The organism is Thiohalorhabdus sp. Cl-TMA, assembly GCF_041821045.1.
GTDB classification, from domain to species: domain Bacteria; phylum Pseudomonadota; class Gammaproteobacteria; order Thiohalorhabdales; family Thiohalorhabdaceae; genus Thiohalorhabdus; species Thiohalorhabdus methylotropha.
The window spans coordinates 147,770-167,696 of the sequence record NZ_JBGUAW010000010.1 but is presented as its reverse complement, the minus strand read 5'-3'; the positions used below and the strand labels follow the sequence as shown (position 1 = coordinate 167,696).

18 protein-coding genes, 1 tRNA gene and 1 pseudogene are annotated in these 19,927 nt (G+C 64.6%); 17 read left to right on the top strand and 3 right to left on the bottom strand.

Annotation, left to right across the window (positions count from 1 at the left end; translation table 11 throughout):
* Positions 1–296: 296 nt before the first annotated feature.
* Complete coding sequence (locus ACERLL_RS14895) at positions 297–1,181, bottom strand: M23 family metallopeptidase (RefSeq protein WP_373656890.1); 885 nt, start codon at positions 1,179–1,181, stop codon at positions 297–299.
* A 154-nt stretch (positions 1,182–1,335) separates the two neighbouring features.
* On the opposite strand from ACERLL_RS14895, the gene ACERLL_RS14890 reads away from it, so the two are divergent.
* Both ACERLL_RS14890 and ACERLL_RS14885 read left to right on the top strand, forming a co-directional pair.
* Positions 1,336–3,357 carry a CocE/NonD family hydrolase gene (locus tag ACERLL_RS14890; protein WP_373656889.1) on the top strand — a complete coding sequence of 674 codons (2,022 nt, stop codon included), beginning with the start codon at positions 1,336–1,338 and terminating at the stop codon, positions 3,355–3,357.
* Positions 3,358–3,439: 82 nt separating this feature from the next.
* Entirely contained in the window at positions 3,440–3,769 is a 330-nt protein-coding gene (locus tag ACERLL_RS14885; RefSeq protein ID WP_373656888.1) for a hypothetical protein, read from the top strand.
* A gap of 196 nt (positions 3,770–3,965) precedes the next feature.
* On the opposite strand, the gene ACERLL_RS14880 is transcribed toward ACERLL_RS14885, so the two are convergent.
* Positions 3,966–4,041 (bottom strand) — tRNA-Asn (locus ACERLL_RS14880).
* A 982-nt stretch (positions 4,042–5,023) separates the two neighbouring features.
* On the opposite strand from ACERLL_RS14880, the gene ACERLL_RS14875 reads away from it, so the two are divergent.
* Positions 5,024–5,254, top strand: coding sequence for a hypothetical protein (locus ACERLL_RS14875; RefSeq protein WP_373656887.1), 231 nt, complete (start codon positions 5,024–5,026; stop codon positions 5,252–5,254).
* Between the two features lie 834 nt (positions 5,255–6,088).
* On the opposite strand, the pseudogene ACERLL_RS14870 reads toward ACERLL_RS14875, so the two are convergent.
* Positions 6,089–7,708 (bottom strand): annotated as a pseudogene (locus tag ACERLL_RS14870) (Rne/Rng family ribonuclease); the annotation flags it as partial.
* Between the two features lie 360 nt (positions 7,709–8,068).
* Here ACERLL_RS14870 and ACERLL_RS14865 point away from each other — a divergent pair.
* The 14 genes from ACERLL_RS14865 (at position 8,069) to holB (ending at position 19,925) form a co-directional block, all read left to right on the top strand.
* Complete coding sequence (locus ACERLL_RS14865) at positions 8,069–9,046, top strand: RluA family pseudouridine synthase (protein ID WP_373656885.1); 978 nt, start codon at positions 8,069–8,071, stop codon at positions 9,044–9,046.
* A 51-nt stretch (positions 9,047–9,097) separates the two neighbouring features.
* Positions 9,098–9,844 carry an HAD family hydrolase gene (locus ACERLL_RS14860; protein WP_373656884.1) on the top strand — a complete coding sequence of 249 codons (747 nt, stop codon included), beginning with the start codon at positions 9,098–9,100 and terminating at the stop codon, positions 9,842–9,844.
* A gap of 6 nt (positions 9,845–9,850) precedes the next feature.
* Positions 9,851–10,411 (top strand): YceD family protein, encoded by a 561-nt coding sequence (locus ACERLL_RS14855; protein ID WP_373656883.1) that lies wholly within the window; start codon positions 9,851–9,853, stop codon positions 10,409–10,411.
* A gap of 75 nt (positions 10,412–10,486) precedes the next feature.
* On the top strand, positions 10,487–10,672 hold the full coding sequence (gene rpmF, locus ACERLL_RS14850; RefSeq protein WP_373656882.1) for a 50S ribosomal protein L32: 186 nt from the start codon (positions 10,487–10,489) through the stop codon (positions 10,670–10,672).
* Positions 10,673–10,740: 68 nt separating this feature from the next.
* On the top strand, positions 10,741–11,757 hold the full coding sequence (plsX, locus tag ACERLL_RS14845; protein WP_373656895.1) for a phosphate acyltransferase PlsX: 1,017 nt from the start codon (positions 10,741–10,743) through the stop codon (positions 11,755–11,757).
* A 19-nt stretch (positions 11,758–11,776) separates the two neighbouring features.
* Positions 11,777–12,748 (top strand): beta-ketoacyl-ACP synthase III, encoded by a 972-nt coding sequence (locus ACERLL_RS14840; RefSeq protein ID WP_373656881.1) that lies wholly within the window; start codon positions 11,777–11,779, stop codon positions 12,746–12,748.
* A 35-nt stretch (positions 12,749–12,783) separates the two neighbouring features.
* Complete coding sequence (gene fabD, locus ACERLL_RS14835) at positions 12,784–13,737, top strand: ACP S-malonyltransferase (RefSeq protein ID WP_373656880.1); 954 nt, start codon at positions 12,784–12,786, stop codon at positions 13,735–13,737.
* Positions 13,737–14,477, top strand: a complete 741-nt coding sequence (gene fabG / locus ACERLL_RS14830) for a 3-oxoacyl-ACP reductase FabG (protein WP_373656879.1) — start codon at positions 13,737–13,739, stop codon at positions 14,475–14,477. The genes fabD and fabG overlap by 1 nt, the downstream gene beginning before the upstream one ends.
* Positions 14,478–14,577: 100 nt before the next feature.
* Positions 14,578–14,814, top strand: coding sequence for an acyl carrier protein (acpP, locus tag ACERLL_RS14825; protein WP_373656878.1), 237 nt, complete (start codon positions 14,578–14,580; stop codon positions 14,812–14,814).
* A gap of 78 nt (positions 14,815–14,892) precedes the next feature.
* A complete protein-coding gene (gene fabF, locus ACERLL_RS14820; protein WP_373656894.1) occupies positions 14,893–16,131 on the top strand; it encodes a beta-ketoacyl-ACP synthase II in 1,239 nt (412 codons plus the stop codon).
* A gap of 252 nt (positions 16,132–16,383) precedes the next feature.
* Entirely contained in the window at positions 16,384–17,247 is an 864-nt protein-coding gene (gene pabC, locus ACERLL_RS14815) for an aminodeoxychorismate lyase (protein ID WP_373656877.1), read from the top strand.
* Entirely contained in the window at positions 17,240–18,271 is a 1,032-nt protein-coding gene (mltG, locus tag ACERLL_RS14810) for an endolytic transglycosylase MltG (protein ID WP_373656876.1), read from the top strand. The genes pabC and mltG overlap by 8 nt, the downstream gene beginning before the upstream one ends.
* On the top strand, positions 18,271–18,924 hold the full coding sequence (gene tmk / locus ACERLL_RS14805; protein ID WP_373656875.1) for a dTMP kinase: 654 nt from the start codon (positions 18,271–18,273) through the stop codon (positions 18,922–18,924). The genes mltG and tmk overlap by 1 nt, the downstream gene beginning before the upstream one ends.
* The gene (gene holB / locus ACERLL_RS14800) at positions 18,906–19,925 is read left to right on the top strand and encodes a DNA polymerase III subunit delta' (RefSeq protein WP_373656874.1); all 1,020 of its coding nucleotides are present in this window, start codon (positions 18,906–18,908) and stop codon (positions 19,923–19,925) included. The genes tmk and holB overlap by 19 nt, the downstream gene beginning before the upstream one ends.
* The last annotated feature ends 2 nt before the right edge of the window (positions 19,926–19,927 follow it).

The following is a 19,927-nucleotide window of genomic DNA, read 5'->3' as shown; positions in this document are numbered from 1 at the left end:
ACCGAAGCCTGAGGAGCCCCCAAAGCCCGTTTACTTCTCAAGGCCTGCTGACTGTCCAACGGAATGGGTCCACCCCAGTCCAGGTCTTGCCGCCTTCGAAAGAGGTGCAGGCGACTACCGTAGCCCCCCAAAACATGCCGGTGCGCAACCAAGCAGGTAGCACCACGCACCCCCTGCCAGGATCGCGGCTCCTCCGCATCAGGCTGGACCAAAAAAGCGGCCCGGGGAATACCGGGCCGCTTCAATGCTATCCGCATGGATACGCATACAGAACAGAATTCCACTTCCACGACATATCAGCGATCGGGATTCCCCTCGGCCACCAGGACCGGGTCCAGACTGCATCCGAACAGGGTGAGGCGCCAGTCCAGGTGGGCACCCGTAACCCGGCCAGTGGATCCCACTTTGGCCATGGGCTGTCCCTGCCGCAGTAACGTCCCTTCCTCCACCATGACCTCGCGGAGATGGAGATAGGAGGAGCTGAGGCCGTGGCCGTGGTCCACCACCAGCGTCTTGCCCGAGAAGAACAGGTCCTCAGCGATCAGGCGTACGCGACCGGGGGCCGGCGCCCGGACCGTGGTCCCGGCCGGGGCGGCGATATCCACGCCCAAGTGCGGCTGGCGTGGCTCTCCGTTCAAGATCCGCTGCGAGCCGTAAACCGAGGAAATCCGCCCGTCCACAGGCCATTGGAACGCGCTGCGGAACCCGGAAAGGGCTGATTCGTGGCTGCGCGCCTCCCGGACCATGATCCGATCCAGGAGGATGTCCGCCAGGTCCCGGGGAAGCGGGGTGACCAGCCGTTCGGGCAGTCCTTCAATGCGCTGGGTCGGGTAATCGCGAGGCGGGATGCGCAGGACCTCGGTGCGCTTTTCTCCGGAATCCGAGACAAGGGTCAGTTCTGCTTCCCCTTGGTCATCCCGACCGAACCCCAGAAGGAAGGCTCCGTTTTCGGATACGCGGAGAGGCTGTCCCCGGAAAATGACCGTCGTTCCGGGGCTGGTTTTGCCCAGGACCATCCCGCCCGGCTGGAAGGTTCCTTTCAGCTGCAGGGCGGGGGAGCCGCAGAACGCCGCGGTCGGAAGCAAGAGGAGTACGAGGGGAGGCAGTAGTCGGGTCGTGAACGGGAAAAGCACATCGGCCTCCGTATGAGTGCGGGCGGAAACGGGCTCCATAAAGGACATGAACCGCTCCCTATTGCAAGACCCGCGTCGGAAGGACCGCTACGGGACGGGCGGTAACGGGTCGCCAGCTCCCTCGAACGGATGCCGAGTTCTGGCTGCGGGATTAATATGAGGATGGAATGGACCCATCTGTATAGCGTCGGGAAGGATCAACATGAAGACCGTCCGCGAATTTCCGCGCCATGTTCAGGAACTGGAAAACGTCTGGATTCCGTTGTCCGATGGTACCCGGCTGGCTGCCCGGATCTGGCTGCCCGAGGGCGCCGAGTCCGCGCCCGTACCGGCCATCCTGGAATATATTCCCTACCGCAAGCGGGATATGACCCGGGAGCGGGATGACCAGAACCATCCCTATTTCGCCGGGCACGGATACGCCTCGGTCCGGGTGGACCTGCGAGGATCGGGGGATTCGGACGGGATTCTTGCGGATGAGTACCTGCAGCAGGAGCTGGATGATGGCGCGGAGGTCATCCGCTGGCTCGCTCGGCAATCCTGGTGTAACGGCAACGTTGGCATGATCGGCATATCCTGGGGCGGTTTCAACGGCTTGCAGGTGGCCGCCCTTCAGCCCCCCGAGCTCAAGGCCGTCATCACGGTTTGCTCCACCGACGACCGGTACGCCGACGATGTGCACCACATGGGGGGCTGCCTGCTGGGCGATAACCTCTCCTGGGCATCAGTCATGTTCGCCTATAATTCCTGTCCGCCGGATCCGGCCATAGTCGGGGATCGCTGGCGGGATATGTGGCTCCGTCGGCTGGATGGCTCCGGGCTGTGGCTGGAGAAATGGCTGCGTCACCAGAACCGGGACGAATACTGGAAGCATGGGTCCATATGCGAGGATTATTCGAGTGTCCGGTGCCCGGTCTACGCGGTCAGCGGTTGGGCCGACGGCTACACAAACGCCGTTTTCCGCATGCTGGCCAACCTGGATGTCCCCCGGAAAGGCCTGATCGGCCCTTGGAGCCATAAGTATCCACACCTGGGCAAGCCGGGGCCGGCCATCGGCTTTCTGCAGGAGGCCCTGCGCTGGTGGGATCATTGGCTAAAGGGCGTGGATACGGGCGTCATGGACGAGCCCATGCTGCGGGTATGGATGCAGGACTCCGTACCCCCTACCACCATGTACAAGTTCCGTCCCGGGCGGTGGGTGGGTGAGGAGAGCTGGCCTTCGACGAATATCGAGACACGCCGAATGCCCCTTGCCCCGCGGAAGCTGGAAGAGCCCGGCACCCGGGTCACCGAAGAGCCCATGACCATCCGGTCTCCGCTGTCGGTGGGCCTGTTCGCGGGCAAATGGTGCTCCTACACCGCCCCCCCGGACCTTCCCCATGATCAGCGGGAAGAGGACGGCGGGGCGCTGATCTTCGATTCCGAGCCCCTGAGCGAGGATTTGGAGATCCTGGGGGCGCCGGTCATGGAACTGGATCTGGTCTCGGATCAGCCCGTTGCCATGGTGGCCGTGCGCTTATCGGACGTGGCTGCGGATGGCAAGGCCACGCGTAATACCTACGGCCTGCTCAACCTTACGCACCGCGAGAGCCACGAGCATCCCCAGCCCCTGGATCCGGGTCAGCGGTACCGCGTCCGGCTGCAGCTGAACGATATCGCCCAGTCTTTCCCGGCCGGACACCGCCTGCGCGTTTCCATCTCCACCTCGTACTGGCCGCTCGCCTGGCCGCCCCCCGAGCCCGTCCAGCTCACGGTGTACGCCGGGACCTCCTATTTCCTGCTGCCGGTGCGGCCGGCAAGCGAAGTGGACGGGATACTGCGGGGCTTCGAGGAGCCCGAGGTGGGGCCATCCACCCCCATGACCATGCTCCAGCTGGAGGACCACCGCTGGACGGTTATCCGCGATCTGGCCGGGGATGTTTCCACGCTGGAGGTGATCAACGACGAAGGCACCTACCGGATTGAGCCCACGGAAACCGAGGTCCAGCGCCGCACCAACGAGTGGTACTCCTTCGAGAACGACAATTTCCATTCTCCCCGGGGAGAGACTTATTGCATCCGCGCCTTCCGGCGGGGGGATTGGGCGGTCAAGACCGTCACCCGGACGGTTTTGACCTGTGACGCGGATAATTTCCATATCCGGGCCGAGCTGGATGCCTATGAGGAGGACACGCGGGTATTTTCGAAGAACTGGAATACCTCCATTCCCCGGAACCTGGTTTAACCCATTTACAGGAATGAACAATTATGTCCACTGTAAAGAATGGCTACACGGCCGGGACATCCGGGCCGGGGGAGACAAATTTATGAAATTTTCATTCCATAAGGGATCCAGCATGCGTAGGGAAACCGAAAACGAATCGGCGAGCGGGGGCAGTGTCGGACAAAGCAGCACGCGGGGCAGCGGACGTCGGGTACAGCGCTGTACATTCACCCTGCCGACCAGCGACGAAGCGCTCATTGCCGACATCCAAGAGCTGGCGGATGGCATGGGGCTGCGGACACCGACCCGGAGTGAGGTGGTACGAGCGGCGCTCAAGCATTTGGGCTGGGCCAATGAACGGAAATTCCGCGAGGCGTTCGAAAGCCTGGAGCGCGTAAAGACCGGGCGTCCCCCGCGGCAGACAACCAACTGAGGAGCCCGCCGTGGTGCCCCTGAGCTGTCCGGACGCCATGGCGCGAACCGAATGGCCGGTACCGCAAGCCGCTGACCGGGGAAAGTGATCTCGGGGGAAGAGGAGCTTTCCGGATGCGGGGGGCAAGGTAGTGCCTCGGGCCGATGCCCCGACACAAAAAAACCGCCCCGAGGGGGCGGTTTATAGTATGCCTGGGTGGCTCCCCGGGCCGGACTCGAACCAGCGACAGGGTGATTAACAGTCACCTGCTCTACCAACTGAGCTACCGGGGAAGCGAGATCTGAAAATTTAGCGAAATACGGCTCCCCTGTCAAACCTTCACCCCTTTCCTCCGGTGAAGGCCTGGTATGCGATCATGGGCTCCATGGCCGGTGCAGCTTGCATCGGCCTCCCTCCGAATCTGCCCCGGGGAGCTGCTGCGCCCTGGCCATGGCGTCCAGGAACCAGGATAAAATGCCTTACATCCTATAGTAGTCGGATAGGGACCTGCCTTGGGCAATCGGTTTGGGAGAGATACGGGAATTTCCCATCCCAAAACCGGAAATGGCCCGCACCGAATTGACCCGCCAATTCGGCCGCTTCCCGACCTGGAGAACCCATTCTCTATGGGGGTGCGCGTCGGTGGGGACCTCCCCAATCCGGCAGGATGTGACAAGGGCTGTATAAGTAGAAAGGGAAAGCGCTGGCGGAGAGGGTTGGGCTGTCAGGGCGCTTCCCCGTCCCATGGGGCAACAAGGGCGGTGCCCGCTCGATGCGAATCCCGATCAGAGGCTCATTGACCCCGTTTGAGGCACCGAATCGCCACTCCTGGCGGGCGTAAAAGAAGTCCTGCGTATTACCGCGCCCAAGACCATTCGCGAGTGGGCGGACCATGCGGCGTTCCTGGGCGCAAGCCGGGAGAAAGTCGAGGAAGCGCGCAGAATCGCCGAGGATATGGAAACTTTTCAGAAGGAGCACACCCCCACGGTCCCCGATTGGCCGGTTCCGTCCTCCTGCCGTTCCAGGTTACGCATCTCCTCGAGGATCGGGAGCCCCCGGAAAGCGAATTCCCTTCGCCGAGAGAATAGACGCATCCCTATCCGAAAGCGCGAAAGTTCACATGGGGCACGCCTGTTCCATGTCACCTGGCGACGACAAATTATTTTAAATGGAACCCGGGCGGCGTATGGAGGCCAAATGTATTAAAGACAAACGGCTTCCACAGGGTTGCTTTAGTTGCAAGACAGAACGGGCTACCCGGCAGCCGGGGGAACCATGGATGACCATATCGTGCTTAGCGCCCATGCTCAGGCGGCCTGGAACGGGGAAGTCTATGAATTCCTGGGAGATCATCTGGGGCTGGACAGGGGCTCGATCAAGGAAAAGCAGGCTGAGCTCCTAGGCAAGGGGCTCCTGGCACCCACTTCTTTCGGACTCCGCCTCACGAGCAAAGGACACCAGAAGCTGGATGCCCTGGATCAAGAATTCGGGGCCTATGATTTCTAAGAGGACTCCCGCGGAGGGTCTCCCGACCGATAGCAACGAAAAGGGCATTGAAAAGCCCGGGTATCACCCGGGCTTTTCATAGCTTAAGCCAGCCGTTTCCGATCAGCCGGAATTTTCCGACGATTCCCGGTGCTCCCCAGAGGCATGCTCCTCATTGGAGCCCGATTCGGCTTCCTCGAAAAAATCGGCCGTGTGCGCGGGCACCCGGATATCCTCCGTGGAGGGCTTGGGGGGCGTTACCCGCTCCGTGACAGGCCGTTCCGGCTGCTGCTTTCCACCTTTTTGTCCGGAGCCCTTTTTCCCCGGTTGGCCTGGCTTGCCCTGGGAACCTCCTCGCCCACCCTTGGCGCCGCCGGAATCGCCGGCGTTCTTGGCGGCTTTCTCGGTACCCGAATCCTTCGAGGAGGCGGCTTGCGGGGCCCCTTGGGGGGCCTTCTTGCCCCCGTTGGCCTTGCGGCCATCCCGCTGCTTCCTTCCGCCGGAGGAAGATTTGCCCTCCTGGGCGGATTTCTGGCCGTTGCCGCCTTTGCGGCCCCCGCCTTTCTGGGTCTGGCGGCCCTTTTGCCCGTCGCCCTTGCCTTCCTGGCCACCACCGGTGGACTGGGTCTGACTGGCATCGGACTGTTTGGCTTTGGCGGGAGCCGGCTCCGGCTCCTGAGTACTTGGGGCTTCTTTCTGGGGCTCGGGACCCGAGGCCTCTTCGGTGGCATGTTCGCCGAAGAGGGCCTTGAGGATTCGCTTCAAGAAGCTTGGCTTCGCGGAAGTGTCGGCTTGCGCCTTCTCTTGCTCTTGCGGCTCCTCGACGGAAGCCGTGCTTTCCTCCGCCACGGAGGGCGGTGCCACCGCGGTGGGGGAGAGGGGCGCCTTTTCCTCGGCGGGCGCGGGCTCCTCCTCACTCCGGGGACTTGCCGCAGGCTCGGGCCTGGGGATCTGCTGATAGCTGAGCGCCCGGCCCCCCTTGGTTTCCGAGTCTTTGGCCCGACCCCGTTCCATGGCGTAATCCGGAGTGACCATGTTGGGATCCGGGATGATTGTGATCCGGACCTGGTACCGCTCCTCCAGCTGTGCGAGGGCACCCCGCTTCTCATTGAGCAGGTAGGAGCCCACCTCCACCGGAACCCGGGTGTCGATGTAGGCCGTGTTCTCCTTGAGCGTTTCCTCTTCGAGAACCCGCAAAATGTGCAGGGCCGACGATTCGGTGGTACGGATTCGGCCCTGGCCGCTGCACCGGGGGCACGCGGTGTGGGTGGCCTCGCCCAGGGAAGGCCGCAACCGTTGGCGGGACATCTCCATGAGCCCGAAGCGGGAGATCTTGCCCACCTTGATGCGCGCCCGGTCCGCCTTCACCGATTGGCGGAGCTTGTCCTCCACGGATTGGATATTGCGCTTGCGCTTCATGTCGATGAAGTCGATGACGATCAGGCCGCCGACATCGCGCAGGCGCAGCTGCCGTGGAATCTCTTCGGCCGCCTCCAGGTTGGTCTGGAGGGCGGTTTCTTCCAGGTCCGCACCCTTGGTGGCCCGCGCCGAGTTGATGTCGATGGAGACCAGGGCCTCGGTGGGGTCGATCACCAGCGATCCGCCGCCCTCCAGCGGGACCTCCCGGCTGTAGGCCGTGTCGATCTGGTGCTCGATCTGGAAGCGCGAGAACAGGGGAATGGAATCCTTGTACGGCTTAACCCGGTTCACGCACTCCGGCATGATGGCCTGCATGAAGTCCCGGGCAGTCTGCACCACGTCCTGGTCGTCCACCAGGATCTCGCCGATATCCTCTTCGAAATTGTCCCGCAGCGCCCGGATTACGGTGTTTCCTTCCTGGTAGATCAGGACCGGAGCGGGATTCTTTTCCGACTGTTCAACAATGGAATGCCAAAGCTGCAGAAGGTGGTTCAGGTCCCGCTGGAGCTGCTCGGAGCTCTTGCCGATGCCGGCGGTCCGAATGATGACGCCCATCCCGTCCGGAATCTCGAGGGTGTTGAGGGCGTCGCGCATCTCCTTGCGGTCCTCGCCCTCGATCCGGCGAGAGACTCCGCCGGCGCGGGGGTTGTTGGGCATCAGGACCAGGAAGCGGCCCGCCAGGCTCGGCAGGGTGGTAAGCGCGGCGCCTTTGGTGCCGCGCTCCTCCTTGTCAACCTGGACGATTAGCTCCTGGCCCTCGGAGAGGACATCCTGGATCCGGATTTTCCGGGGGGAGGGGGTTTTGCCCTGCTCGTCGCGGGGATAATATTCCCGCGCTACTTCCTTGATGGGGAGAAAACCCTGGCGGTCACCGCCGTATTCCACAAAGGCGGCCTGGAGGCTGGCCTCGATCCGGGTTATACGGCCCTTGTAGATGTTCCCCTTTTTCTGCTGCTGGGCGGCGTTCTCGATATCCAGGTTGAGAAGCTTCTGGCCGTCCACCACCGCCACCCGAAGCTCTTCCGGGTTGGTGGCATTGATCAGCATCCGTTTCATTTTGGGTAGTTGGCTCCTACACCCGTTGGGGCATATGACGTCGCGGCCGTCGATGCGCATCGGCGGCGCTGGAATTAGGAAGCGGAGGGGAGATGTGCTCCCCGGGTCCGCTGCTACTTTTGGTGCGGGCTTGTCCTGCGCTATGGGCCGGAAGGCAGCTCGCCGATTTGTCAGCGAGCAAAAGCGTTTTCAGGGGGCTCCGAGCCTCGAAGGCCGATTGTATTCGGTATGCGCAACGGGGGCTAAAACCCCGAAAAACCCGCAAAAATAGGCCGAGTTCATAGTAACCGAACGCCCGCATTTTTTCAATTGGCGGCATCTGGGGCCCAAATCCGGACAGCAAAGGACATTCCGTAATTCATGAGCAGGGACAGGGATTCGGGAAAACCCCAACAACCGGACAAAAGATCAGGGGCCCGGTGGGAGGAAATTTCCGAGGGCCAGGACGGTCAGCGGGTGGACAATTTCCTCATGGCACAGCTGAAAGGGGTTCCGAGGGCCCGGGTCTACCGAATGCTGCGCAAGGGAGAGGTGCGCATAAACGGCAAGCGCTGCCGCCCTGCGGATCGCCTGAAGATGGGGGACCAAGTGCGTATCCCGCCGGCCGAGACCCGGACATCCTCTGCGCCGGGCAAGGTGCCGGAAGGGGTCCGGAAGTCCCTGGTGGGGCGCTTTCTGTACGAGGATGACGAGCTCGCGGTTCTCGATAAGCCTTCGGGGATTGCCGTCCACGCCGGCAGCGGCACTCCCTACGGAGTGATCGAGGCGTTGGCCGCCGCCAGACCCGGAGTGGAATGGGGGCTGGCCCATCGGCTCGACCGCGGAACTTCTGGCTGTCTGGTAGTCGGAAAGAACGGCAGGGCGACCCGGAATCTGCAGGCAGCGTTCAGGGAGAACCGGGTCGCCAAGGTGTATCTGTCCCTGATGCTGGGCCGGTGGGAGCAGGGGGAGTACACGGTAGATGCCCCCTTGCGCCGCGGACCGGAGCGGGGCGGACAGCGCCCCATGATGGTGGATCCGGGGCAAGGCCAGGAAGCGATAACCCGGTTCGTGGCACTTCGCCCGTTTGTCGGGTACACCCTGTTCCGGGCGGAGCCCAAAACGGGGCGTACCCACCAGATACGCGCTCATGCAAGCCATTGGGGACACCCCATTGCGGGGGATCCCTTGTACGGCGACCGGGAAGCGAACCGTCTACTGAAGGGGTTGGGCCTTGATTCAATATTCCTGCATAGCGCCGAGATCACGATACCCCATCCGGTCAGCGGAGAATCCTTGCATGTGCGGGCCCCGCTGCCTGACGCCCTGAAGACCCTCCTGGAGCGGCTTCCCGCTTGAAGGGGAGGGGAGCAGCACCCTTGAGGCAAAGCACGAACCGAAACAAAGCAGATGACTGAAAAATTTACGAAAAACAAATACCCGAACGCTGCCGGCGATGCCCTGCCCGCGCTTCAGGAAACGGAGCTGGTGATCTTCGATTGGGACGGGACCCTCGTGGATAGCCGGCAAGTGATCGTCGACACCATGCGGGCGAGCCTGGAGGAAGTGGGGCTGCCGGTGCTGCCGGACCGGGAGCTCCAGCAGGTCATCGGCCTGGGGCTCCGGGAGGCCATTTCGGCGCTTGTGCCGGATGCCGATGCCCGAACGCACGACCTGCTGCGGGAAACCTATGGTCGGCGCTTCAAGTCGTACGGGGCCACGGACATGCCGTTCTTCCCAGGCGCGGAACAGGGTCTGCAATGGCTGGTCCGCCAGGGACGCAGTCTGGCTGTGGCCACCGGAAAATCCCGGCAGGGGCTCGACCGCATGCTCCGCGAATGGCGCTTGGAAGGGTTCTTCGCGGCCACCCGCTGCGCCGACGAGACCTGTTCCAAGCCCGATCCCCGCATGATCCACGAGCTCCTGGAATCCACCGGGGCCCGCCCCGAGCAGGCCGTGCTCGTGGGGGATACCGCCTTCGATATGGAGATGGCGCATCGCGCCGGGATATCCGCTATGGCGGTCACCTATGGGGTGCATGACACGGAACGTTTGGGTGCGTTGAGTCCGCACGCCTGGGCGGATAGTTTTGGCGAAGTCCTGGCCCATTTGGGCTGCACCGATTTGGAATCATGGCCGGCAGAAGGATATAATTAGCCGCTTATGCGTGAACTTCGGGAATCCATCATCCGGTTGGCGCAGGTTCCACCGGAGGGGCTGCTGTTTCAGGGCCTTATACCCGCCCGTCGCCTGACCCGGCTCGCGGACGCCGTGGTCGGCATGGGGGAGGGCGTGGAGGTGGATCTGCGTCTGAAGCCGAATAACGACGCTTACCTCCTGCACGGGAATGTTCGGGGGGCTGTGGAGCTGGAGTGCGAGTCCTGCCGGACGCCGTTCCGGTGTCCGCTGGCAGCGACCCTGAACCTGAGCATCGACCCCAATCCCGAGCAGGACCTGTACAGGGATCCGACCCAGAAGGGCGAGGTCTGGGTCATCGATCATTCCGACGAGCAGATCGAGGCCCCGGAAGGGTATTTCGACCTTGTGGAGGCCTTGGAGGACGAGTGGCTTCTTGAGCTGCCCATAAGTCCCCGTTGCGCGGAAGCTTGCAAAGGGATATGTCCGGTTTGCGGAACGAATCGGAACGAGGCAGAATGCGCCTGCTCTCCGGCCCCGCGGGAGAGCCCCTTCGATGTATTGGCGCAGCTCAAGAAGGACAAATGAACGCCCACGCCGCCGCAGGGCGGTCCTTGTCCGCCGCTTGCTGCGGGCCGGGAACCAACGTTTGGGAGAGCAGAAATGGCCGTACCGAAGAAAAAGACCTCGAAAGCCCGCCGCGATCAGCGCCGCGCGCACCACGCCATCTCGCCGCGAAGCCTGAGCACTTGCCCGGAATGCGGCGAGCGCAAGCGGCCGCACCATGTATGCGAGAGCTGCGGCTCTTATCGAGAGCGCCAAGTCCTGGCTGTCGCTGAAGAAGACTGACGCGCCGCCTTGCGTACCGTTAAGCAGCCATCCTCACCGGAACCAGCCGCGCTGAGCACCGCACCGGGATCTCAATGCGCATAGCTCTGGATGCAATGGGCGGAGACTACGGCCCCTCGGTGGTAGTCCCGGCGGCGTTGTCCGCCCTTCGGGACCACGCCGACCTGGAGCTGGTTCTGGTGGGTGTGGAGGATTCCATCCAAGGCGCGCTCCGGGAGCACGGACTGGAAAACGAGGAGCGCGTTTCGGTGCGCCCGGCCAGCCAGGTGGTCTCCTCCGAGGACGATGTTTCCCAGGCCCTGCGGAACAAGCGGGACTCCTCCATTCACGTCGGCGCCAACCTGGTGAAGGAGGCGGAAGTGGATGGCTTCGTGAGCGCTGGAAACACCGGCGCGCTGATGGCCATCTCCCGCCTGATCCTGAAAACCCTGCCCGGCATCGATCGCCCGGCCATCGCCACCTTTTTGCCAACCCGGGACAGTCGGGTCCTCATGCTGGATCTGGGGGCCAACGTGGACTGCAACTCGGACCACCTGTTCCAATTCGCCGTCATGGGTGAAGTGGCCGCCCGTGCGGTCTACGGCGTCGAGGAGCCCACCATCGGGCTGCTCAATATCGGCGAGGAGAACATCAAGGGCAACGACGTGGTGAAGGTGGCCGGTCAGCTGCTGCGCGACAGCGAGATGAACTATATCGGCAACGTGGAAGGCCGGGACATCTTCACCGGCAAGGCGGATGTGGTGGTGGCCGACGGCTTTGTCGGCAATGTGGCCTTGAAGACTTCCGAGGGCACCGCGGAGCTGCTCGGGCACTTCCTGCGGCAGGCCTTCTCCGCCTCCTGGGCCTCCAAGCTGGCCGCGTTCATGGCCGGCCGGGTGCTGAAGGATTTCAAGCGGAAGGCGGACCACCGGGAATACAACGGGGCCATGCTGCTGGGACTGAACGGCATCGTGGTGAAGAGCCACGGAAGTGCCGACAGCTACGCCTTCTCCCGTGCCATCGAGGTGGCCGCTTCGGAGGCGCGGCATAGCGTGAATCGGCGAATCACCCACGAAATCCAGCAGATGCTGGAAGTGGCGGAATAAGGGCGGGGAGAGAGCAGGCATGGGGCGCGGGCGGATTACGGGGACCGGGAGCTATCTCCCGGAAAAGGTCCTGACCAATCAGGACCTGGAAGCCCTGGTGGATACGAGCGACGACTGGATCACCGCGCGCACCGGCATTAAAGAGCGGCGCATCGCTGCCGAAGAGCAGTCCACCGTGGATCTGGCCGAGCATGCCGCCCGGCGGGCTATGGAGGCCGCCGGGCGCACCCCCACCGATGTGGACCTGATCATCGTCGCCACCACCACGCCCGACCAGGTTTTTCCCAGCACCGCCTGCCTCCTGCAGGGCCGCCTCGGAATCGTCGGACCGCCGGCCTTCGACGTGCAGGCCGTCTGCACCGGATTCGTCTACGCCCTCGCCACGGCGGACAAGTTCCTTCGCAGTGGCTCGGCGCGCTGCGCCCTGGTGGTGGGTGCCGAGACCCTGTCCCGGATCGTGAACTGGGAGGACCGCGGGACCTGCGTGCTGTTCGGCGACGGCGCGGGGGCCGTGGTGCTGGAAGCGGACGACTCCGATCAGCAGGGAATCCTTTCCACCCACCTGCATGCGGACGGTGCCCAGGAAGCCCTCCTCAATGTTCCCCGCGGGGTGTCCACCGGATGGGACCGCGAGGACCCCGAGAGCACCATCCACATGAAGGGCAACGAGGTGTTCCGGGTAGCCGTGAACACCCTCGGCCAGGTGGTGGAAGAGACCCTGGAGGCGAATGGTCTGGACAAGGGCGAGGTGGACTGGCTGGTTCCCCATCAGGCCAACATTCGCATTATCCAGGCCACCGCCAAGAAGCTCGCCCTGCCCATGGACCGGGTGGTGGTGACAGTGGATCGGCACGGCAATACTTCCGCGGCGTCGGTCCCGTTGGCCCTGGATGAAGGAGTCCGGCAGGACCGGATACGTCCCGGTGACCTGGTGCTTCTGGAGGCCTTCGGCGGCGGCTTTACCTGGGGCTCCGCGCTGCTGCGCTGGTAGGCATACCGGACACCAAGAGGGGGAACAGCCAACCCATGAGCGATTTCGCATTTATTTTCCCCGGGCAGGGATCCCAGAGCGTTGGCATGCTCGACGCTTACCCCGACACGGATGGTGTCGTGACCCGGACCCTGGAAGAGGCCTCCGAGGCCTTGGGCCGTGATCTGGCCAAGCTGATCGGGACGGGCCCCGAGGACGAACTGAATAAGACCGAAGTCACACAGCCGGCCATGCTGGCGGCGGGTGTGGCCGCGCACCGGCTGTGGAACGCCCAAGGGGGTGCCAACCCCCGGTTCATGGCGGGGCACAGCCTGGGGGAATATACGGCTTTGGTAGCCGCCAGCAGCTTGGACTTCGGCGAGGCCGTGAAACTGGTCGCCGACCGCGCCCGTTTCATGCAGGAGGCAGTTCCCGCCGGAACCGGGAAGATGGCCGCCTTGCTCGGTCTCGACGATCCCACGGTGGAGGAGCTCTGCACCGCCGAGGAGCGTCGGTCCGGCCAGGTGGTGCGGCCCGTGAACTTCAACGCCCCGGGCCAGATCGTTATAGCGGGAGCGGCCGAGGCGGTGGCGGCGGTGATGGAGAGTGCCGGCGCAGCCGGAGCCAAGCGGGCCGTGGAGCTTCCCGTCTCCATCCCCTCCCATTGCCCCCTAATGGAGCCCGCCGCCGAACGGCTGGCGGAGCGTCTCCGGGAGGTCGATCTGCGCTCACCGTCCGTCCCCGTGATCAACAATGTGGATGCGACCCCCAGCGAGGATCCGGAGGCCATCCGGGACGCGCTGGTACGCCAGCTGGCGAGCCCCGTACGCTGGACGGCCGCCATCGAGCAGATGCGGGACAACGGCGTCGGCCGGGTCCTGGAAATGGGGCCGGGCAAGGTTCTGTGCGGTCTCAACAAACGCATCGACCGGCGCATGCCCTGCTTGCCGGTAATCGATGAAGAAAGCCTCAACCAGGCCCTGGAGCAGGCCCAAGAAGGGAACGCGTAATGCTGAACGGGCAAATCGCCATCGTTACCGGTGCCAGCCGGGGCATCGGGCACGCCATCGCGCTGCGGCTGGGTGAGCTCGGCGCAGCGGTCGCGGTCACGGCCACCTCCGAGTCCGGTGCCCAGAAGGCCGAGCAGGCCTTGGGGGACGCGGGCGCCAAGGCCAAGGGCTATGCCCTCGACGTCACGGATACCGAAGCCATCGAGCCGTTCATCAAAGCCGTGCAGGAGGATCTGGGCAATCCGGGCATCCTGGTGAACAACGCAGGCATCACCCGGGACGGCCTGCTCATGCGGATGAAGGACGAGGATTGGCAGGATGTCATCGATACCAACCTTTCCTCCGTTTTCCGGCTGACCCGGGCTGTCACGCGCCCCATGATGAAGGCCAAGGGTGGGCGCATCATCAATATCGCGTCGGTGGTGGCCGCCATGGGGAACGCGGGGCAGGTGAACTATTCCGCCGCCAAAGCGGGCATTCTGGGGATGACCAAATCCACCGCCCGGGAGCTCGGCCCGCGCGGCATCACCGTCAACGCGGTGGCTCCCGGGTTCATCGAGACCGATATGACCCGCGAGCTGCCCGAGGAGCAACGGGAGGCCCTGTTGCAGCAGATCCCCCTGGGGCGGCTCGGGGAACCCTCCGAGGTGGCCGAATCCGTTGCTTTTCTGGCGGGGCCCGGAGGGGCCTATGTCACCGGGTCCACGCTCCATGTGAATGGCGGCATGTACATGGGGTAACCCCTTTTGGGGAGGCCTCTTTGGACCAATTGAGTCGCCCTGACAAATGTGGTACCTAGTCGGGGCTTTGCAAAACCCTTTAAAGGAGGAAAGGTTAGCAATGAGCGATACCGACGCTCGGGTGAAGAAGATTGTGTCCGAACAGCTGGGGCTCGGCGAGGAGGAGATCTCCACCGAGGCGTCCTTCGTCGACGATCTCGGCGCCGACTCCCTGGATACCGTCGAGCTGGTGATGGCCCTAGAAGAGGAATTCGGCTGCGAGATTCCCGACGACGAGGCGGAGAAAATCACCACGGTCCAGGAAGCCATTACCTATATCAACAACAACGTCGGCTGACGGCCGTCGGGGTTGCCGGACCTTGGGCGGTGCCTCGTCAAGAGGGGGTGCCGCTTTCTTATTCAGGGATAGGGGCGAATTTTGAAACGTCGCGTGGTCATTACCGGAGTAGGGATGGTGACCCCCGTGGGAACCACCACCGGGGAAAGCTGGGAGGCGATGGTCGCCGGGCGCAGCGGTATCGATACCATCAGTCGGTTCGATGCGTCCGATTTCGCGTCCCGGATCGCCGGCGAGGTGCACGGCTTCGACCCGGGGGACTATATCCCCAAGAAGGAAGCCCGGAAGATGGATACCTTCATCCATTACGGGCTGGGGGCCGCCTCCATGGCCATGGATGATTCCGGCCTGGAGATCAGCGAGGAGAACGCCGAGCGGGTGGGTGTGTCCATCGGCTCCGGTATCGGCGGTCTGCCGTTCATCGAGCGCGCGCACGAGTCCTATCTCAACGGAGGACCACGGAAGATTTCGCCCTTTTTCATCCCCGCTTCGATCATCAATATGGTATCGGGGCACTTTTCCATCATGTACGGGACCAAGGGGCCCAACGTGGCCGCCGTTACGGCCTGCGCTACCGGTACGCACGCCATCGGCGACGCCGCCCGGCTGATCCAGTACGGAGATGCGGACGCCATGATCGCCGGAGGCACCGAATCCTGCATATCGCCGTTGGCGGTAGGCGGGTTCGCCGCGGCCAAGGCGCTGTCCACCAACAACGAGGATCCCCAGGGAGCCAGCCGCCCCTTCGACTCCGGACGCGACGGGTTCATCCTCGGCGAAGGGGCCGGCGTTCTGGTGCTGGAGGAGCGGGAAGCCGCCATCGCCCGCGGCGCGCGCATCTATGCCGAGGTGGCGGGCTATGGGATGAGCGCCGACGCCTATCACATGACTGCGCCCAGCGAAGACGGGTCCGGCGCGTCCCGATGCATGGAGCTGGCCCTGCGGGACGCGGAGCTCAGTCCCGAGGACATCGACTACGTCAATGCCCACGGCACCTCCACGCCCACTGGGGACCGGGTGGAGACCACGGCGCTCAAGCAGGTGTTCGGCGACCATGCCGGCAGCCTGGCGGTCAGCTCCACCAAATCCATGGTGGGCCACATGCTGGGGGCCGCGGGCGGCGTGGAGAGTATCGTTTCCGCACTCGCCGTGCACCACGGCGTGGTTCCGCCCACCATCAACCTGGAGAGCCCCGATCCCGAGTGCGATCTGGATTACGTGCCCGGGGAGGCTCGCGAGGCCCCGTTGCGCGCGGTTCTCAACAATTCCTTCGGATTCGGTGGAACCAACGCCACGCTCGTCTTCAAACGCGCCTGATCCTTTCCCCGCGGAAAGCCGGGAATCCGGCAACGGCGGAGCCGCCTCGGACCGGACCCGGGCCCGCGTTCCCAATTCCGTCGACCGGTACCCGAGGGACGCCCTGGCCCGTAAGGCGTCCGTGCTAGGATAACCCTGCGGGGCCGCTACCGTTCCTACTCTCTGTGCCGATATGCAACCACGGGGCACAGGCGGAACGGGGCCGGGTCCGGAGGCGCTGAACAGGCTTTCCCAGGGACCCTGCGCGATTCAATGAGCATACCCACCAACCCCTCCGTCCTGGTCAATGGGCGTTCCGTGGACCCGCTCGAGCCCGCCATTTCCGTGGCGGACCGAGGGTTCCAGTACGGGGACGGCCTTTTCGAAACCATCGCCGCCCGTGAGGGAAGGCTGCTGGAAGGTGCCGCCCATCTGGAGCGGTTGGCGGAAGGGGCCCGGATTCTGTGCTTCCCCGAGCCGGATACCGCCCTCTTGGCCGCTGAGGCGGAATCGCTCATTGCCCAGCAGGGTGCCGGGGAACGCCACGTGATCAAGATCCTTCTATCCCGGGGGCCCGGAGGCCGGGGCCTGCTTCCGCCCGCCGAGCCCGAGCCTACCCGGGCTGTCATGCGGCTTGCCTGGCCCGGCCATCCGGCGGAATGGGGGGAGCGCGGGGTGCGGACCATCTCCTGCGCAACGCGCCAGATGAGCGGGGATGCCCTGGACGGTCGCATCAAGAGCATGAACCAGCTCAATCACATCGCCGCGCGCATGGAATGGTCCGATCCGGATATCGCCGAAGGACTGCTCCGGGACCACGAGAACCGGTTGATCGAGGGCACCGTGACCAACCTGTTCCTGGTCCTGGAGGGCACGCTGCTGACCCCGGACCTTTCGGGTGCCGGCCTTCCCGGAATCACCCGCCGCCGCGTCCTCGAGCTTGCCCGGGCGGCCGGAATTCCCGTGCGCGAAGGGGTGGTCCGGCCCCAAGATCTGGAGGAAGCCGACGAGATGTTCCTGACCAACTCGCTTGTCGGCATCTGGCCGGTCCGCCAGCACGATGCCCGCCGGCTTCCCCGGGCCCCCGGCCCCGTAACCAGGCAGCTGAGCGAGGCCCTGGAGGCGACCTATGCGTAATCCGGTTCGCGGCTGGCGCCGCTGGCTGGTGGTGCTGACCCTCCTGGGCCTGATAGGGGTGGGTCTGGGAGCCCGCCACCTGTACGAATTCGCCACCACCCCCCTCGGGGACGTGTCCGAGCCCATGCTGGAGGTGCCCAAGGGAACACCTTTCAACCAGGTGGTCGGGCGCATGGTGGAGCACGACTGGGTGGACCGGCCCCTGGAGATGAAGCTCCTAGGCCGTATGTTCGGGGTTGCCTCACGCATTCACGCGGGGGAATATCGGCTTAAGCCGGACATGACCCCCATGGCGGTCCTGGAAGCCCTGGTCAGCGGTGACGTGGTGCTGCACGCCGTCACGCTGCCCGAGGGCTGGACGGTAAGGGAGTTTTTGGAGCGGCTTCGGAGCAAGCAGACCCTGGAGCCCGAGGATGTGCCCGATGGGCCCGAGGACCCCAGCCTGCTACGGCTCCTGGGCCTGGAAGAGCGCGGACTCGAAAACGCCGAGGGGTGGCTGTTTCCGGAAACTTACCGGTATCCCCGGGGCGATGACGCGGCTACCATCCTGCGGAAGAGCCATAAGCGCATGAAGGCGGTGCTAGAGGAAGAGTGGGCCGCCCGGTCTGCGGACCTGCCCTATGATTCCGCCTACGAGGCGCTGATTCTGGCCTCCATCGTGGAAAAAGAAACGGCCGTTCCCGAGGAGCGCCCAATGATTGCGGGCGTGTTCATCAATCGGCTCCGCAAGGGCATGCGCCTTCAGACCGACCCGACGGTCATCTACGGCATGGGTGACGCCTTCAACGGCAACCTGAAGGCCCGCCATCTCCGGCGCCGGACCCCTTACAATACCTATCGGATCGACGGCCTGCCGCCCACGCCCATCGCCAATCCGGGCCGGGGGGCGATCCGCGCCGTCTGCCAGCCCGCGGATACGGATGCCCTGTATTTCGTGTCCCGGGGTGACGGAACCCATGTATTCTCCGAGACCCTGGAAGAGCACAACCGGGCGGTGCGCCGCTTCCAGCTGGGAGGACGCTGATGGAGAGCCGGCGCGGCCGCTTCATCACCGTGGAAGGCATCGACGGCGCGGGGAAGACCACCTCCGTGACCCATCTGACTGAGCGTCTCCGGGGGGAGGGGATCGAAGTGGTACCTACCCGGGAACCGGGTGGCACCGCGCTGGCCGAATCCATTCGCGGTCTGCTCAAGGAAGGCGTGGAGGACGAAGCCCCCACGGAGGATACGGAGACCCTGCTGATGTTCGCCGCCCGGGCACAGCACCTGGACCGGCTTATCCGCCCGGCTCTGGAGGCCGGCCAGTGGGTGGTCTGCGACCGCTTCACGGATGCTACCTATGCCTACCAGGGCGGTGGCCGGGGAGTTCCGGACGAGCGCATTCGGGTTTTGGAGGACTGGGTCCATCGGGGATTCCAGCCGGACAGGACACTGCTGTTCAATCTTCCTGCCACCGAGGGGCTCCGCCGCCGCGCGGGAGCGGGCCTGGTGGGGGACCGCTTCGAGGAAGGGGGCGTGGCCTTCCTGCAAAAGGTGCAGGCCGCCTATCAGGAGCGGGCCATGGAGGAGCCGGAGCGCTTTCATCCCATCGACGCGGGCCGTGAATGGCCGGAGGTGGCCGCGGCCCTGGATTCGTGGCTGGATCAGGAGCTGGCGCAGTGGCGAGCTGGGGCCTGATCGGGCAGGAAGCACCTATTGCCCGCCTGGAGGCCGCGCTCCAGGCGGAGAAAGTGCCGCATGGCCTCCTGCTTGCCGGTCCCCGGGGGACCGGCAAGGGGACCGCGGCCCGGTGGATGGCCGCGCGGCTACTGTGCCGTGCGGGCCCGGCCTCTCCCGCCTGTGGGGAGTGCACCCCCTGCCGGCACCGTTTGGCGGGGACCGCCCCGGATTTGACCCTGCTAACCGCGGAGGCGGGGGAAGAGATCCGCGTGGACAGCCTCCGGGAGATGACCCGGCAGGTTCAGCTCACCCCGCAGGAAAGCCGGCGCCGCGCGGTGATCATCGACCCGGCCGAGGCCATGGGGATCTACGCGGCGAACGCCTTGCTCAAGATCCTGGAAGAGCCGCCCGGCCAGGTATTGTTCCTGCTGGTAAGCCACCGTCCGGACCGGCTCTTGCCCACCATTCGCAGCCGCTGCCAGCCGGTTCGTTTCCGGCCGGCCCCTGCGGAGGCCGTGGAAGAATGGCTGCAAACAGCGCACGAACTGCGGGGGGACAATGCTCGCCTGGCGGCCCGCATGGCGGGCGGGGCGCCCGGGCAGGCGCTGGAATGGGCCCGGCGGGCGGTCACCGAGGAACGGGATGCGCTGGTGCAGGGACTTGAAGCGGTCCGTTCAGGGGGAGGAGAATCGCTGGTAGGCGTGGCTGGCGAATGGGCCGAGGCCGACCCCGATAGCTGGCTGCCGCATTTCCTTGCCTGGCTGCGGGACTTGGCCCGTGTTACCGTCAGCGGCGGGATGGTGGGTCAACAGCGCCTGGTCAATTTCGACCGCCAGGATTACCTGGCGGAGCAGGCCCGTAGTATTGGCCCCCCCGCCGCTGAGCGGCTTCTGCGGGCCGGCGAAAGGCTGGCCGAAATGGTCTCGGGCCGGACCAGCACGCGTCTGGCCATAGAGGAATTCCTTGTCTGGTGGCGGGAGCCGGACGCCATGCCCCGCTTTCCGTCGGACAGTGAATGAGC

Bases quoted from the DNA above. Each gene is read 5' to 3' on its own strand.
- ACERLL_RS14895 (WP_373656890.1), bottom strand. From the start codon at position 1,181: ATGTCCTTTATGGAGCCCGTTTCCGCCCGCACTCATACGGAGGCCGAT.
- ACERLL_RS14890 (WP_373656889.1), top strand. From the start codon at position 1,336: ATGAAGACCGTCCGCGAATTTCCGCGCCATGTTCAGGAACTGGAAAAC.
- ACERLL_RS14885 (WP_373656888.1), top strand. From the start codon at position 3,440: ATGAAATTTTCATTCCATAAGGGATCCAGCATGCGTAGGGAAACCGAA.
- ACERLL_RS14875 (WP_373656887.1), top strand. From the start codon at position 5,024: ATGGATGACCATATCGTGCTTAGCGCCCATGCTCAGGCGGCCTGGAAC.
- ACERLL_RS14865 (WP_373656885.1), top strand. From the start codon at position 8,069: ATGAGCAGGGACAGGGATTCGGGAAAACCCCAACAACCGGACAAAAGA.
- ACERLL_RS14860 (WP_373656884.1), top strand. From the start codon at position 9,098: ATGACTGAAAAATTTACGAAAAACAAATACCCGAACGCTGCCGGCGAT.
- ACERLL_RS14855 (WP_373656883.1), top strand. From the start codon at position 9,851: ATGCGTGAACTTCGGGAATCCATCATCCGGTTGGCGCAGGTTCCACCG.
- rpmF (WP_373656882.1), top strand. From the start codon at position 10,487: ATGGCCGTACCGAAGAAAAAGACCTCGAAAGCCCGCCGCGATCAGCGC.
- ACERLL_RS14840 (WP_373656881.1), top strand. From the start codon at position 11,777: ATGGGGCGCGGGCGGATTACGGGGACCGGGAGCTATCTCCCGGAAAAG.
- fabD (WP_373656880.1), top strand. From the start codon at position 12,784: ATGAGCGATTTCGCATTTATTTTCCCCGGGCAGGGATCCCAGAGCGTT.
- fabG (WP_373656879.1), top strand. From the start codon at position 13,737: ATGCTGAACGGGCAAATCGCCATCGTTACCGGTGCCAGCCGGGGCATC.
- acpP (WP_373656878.1), top strand. From the start codon at position 14,578: ATGAGCGATACCGACGCTCGGGTGAAGAAGATTGTGTCCGAACAGCTG.
- pabC (WP_373656877.1), top strand. From the start codon at position 16,384: ATGAGCATACCCACCAACCCCTCCGTCCTGGTCAATGGGCGTTCCGTG.
- mltG (WP_373656876.1), top strand. From the start codon at position 17,240: ATGCGTAATCCGGTTCGCGGCTGGCGCCGCTGGCTGGTGGTGCTGACC.
- tmk (WP_373656875.1), top strand. From the start codon at position 18,271: ATGGAGAGCCGGCGCGGCCGCTTCATCACCGTGGAAGGCATCGACGGC.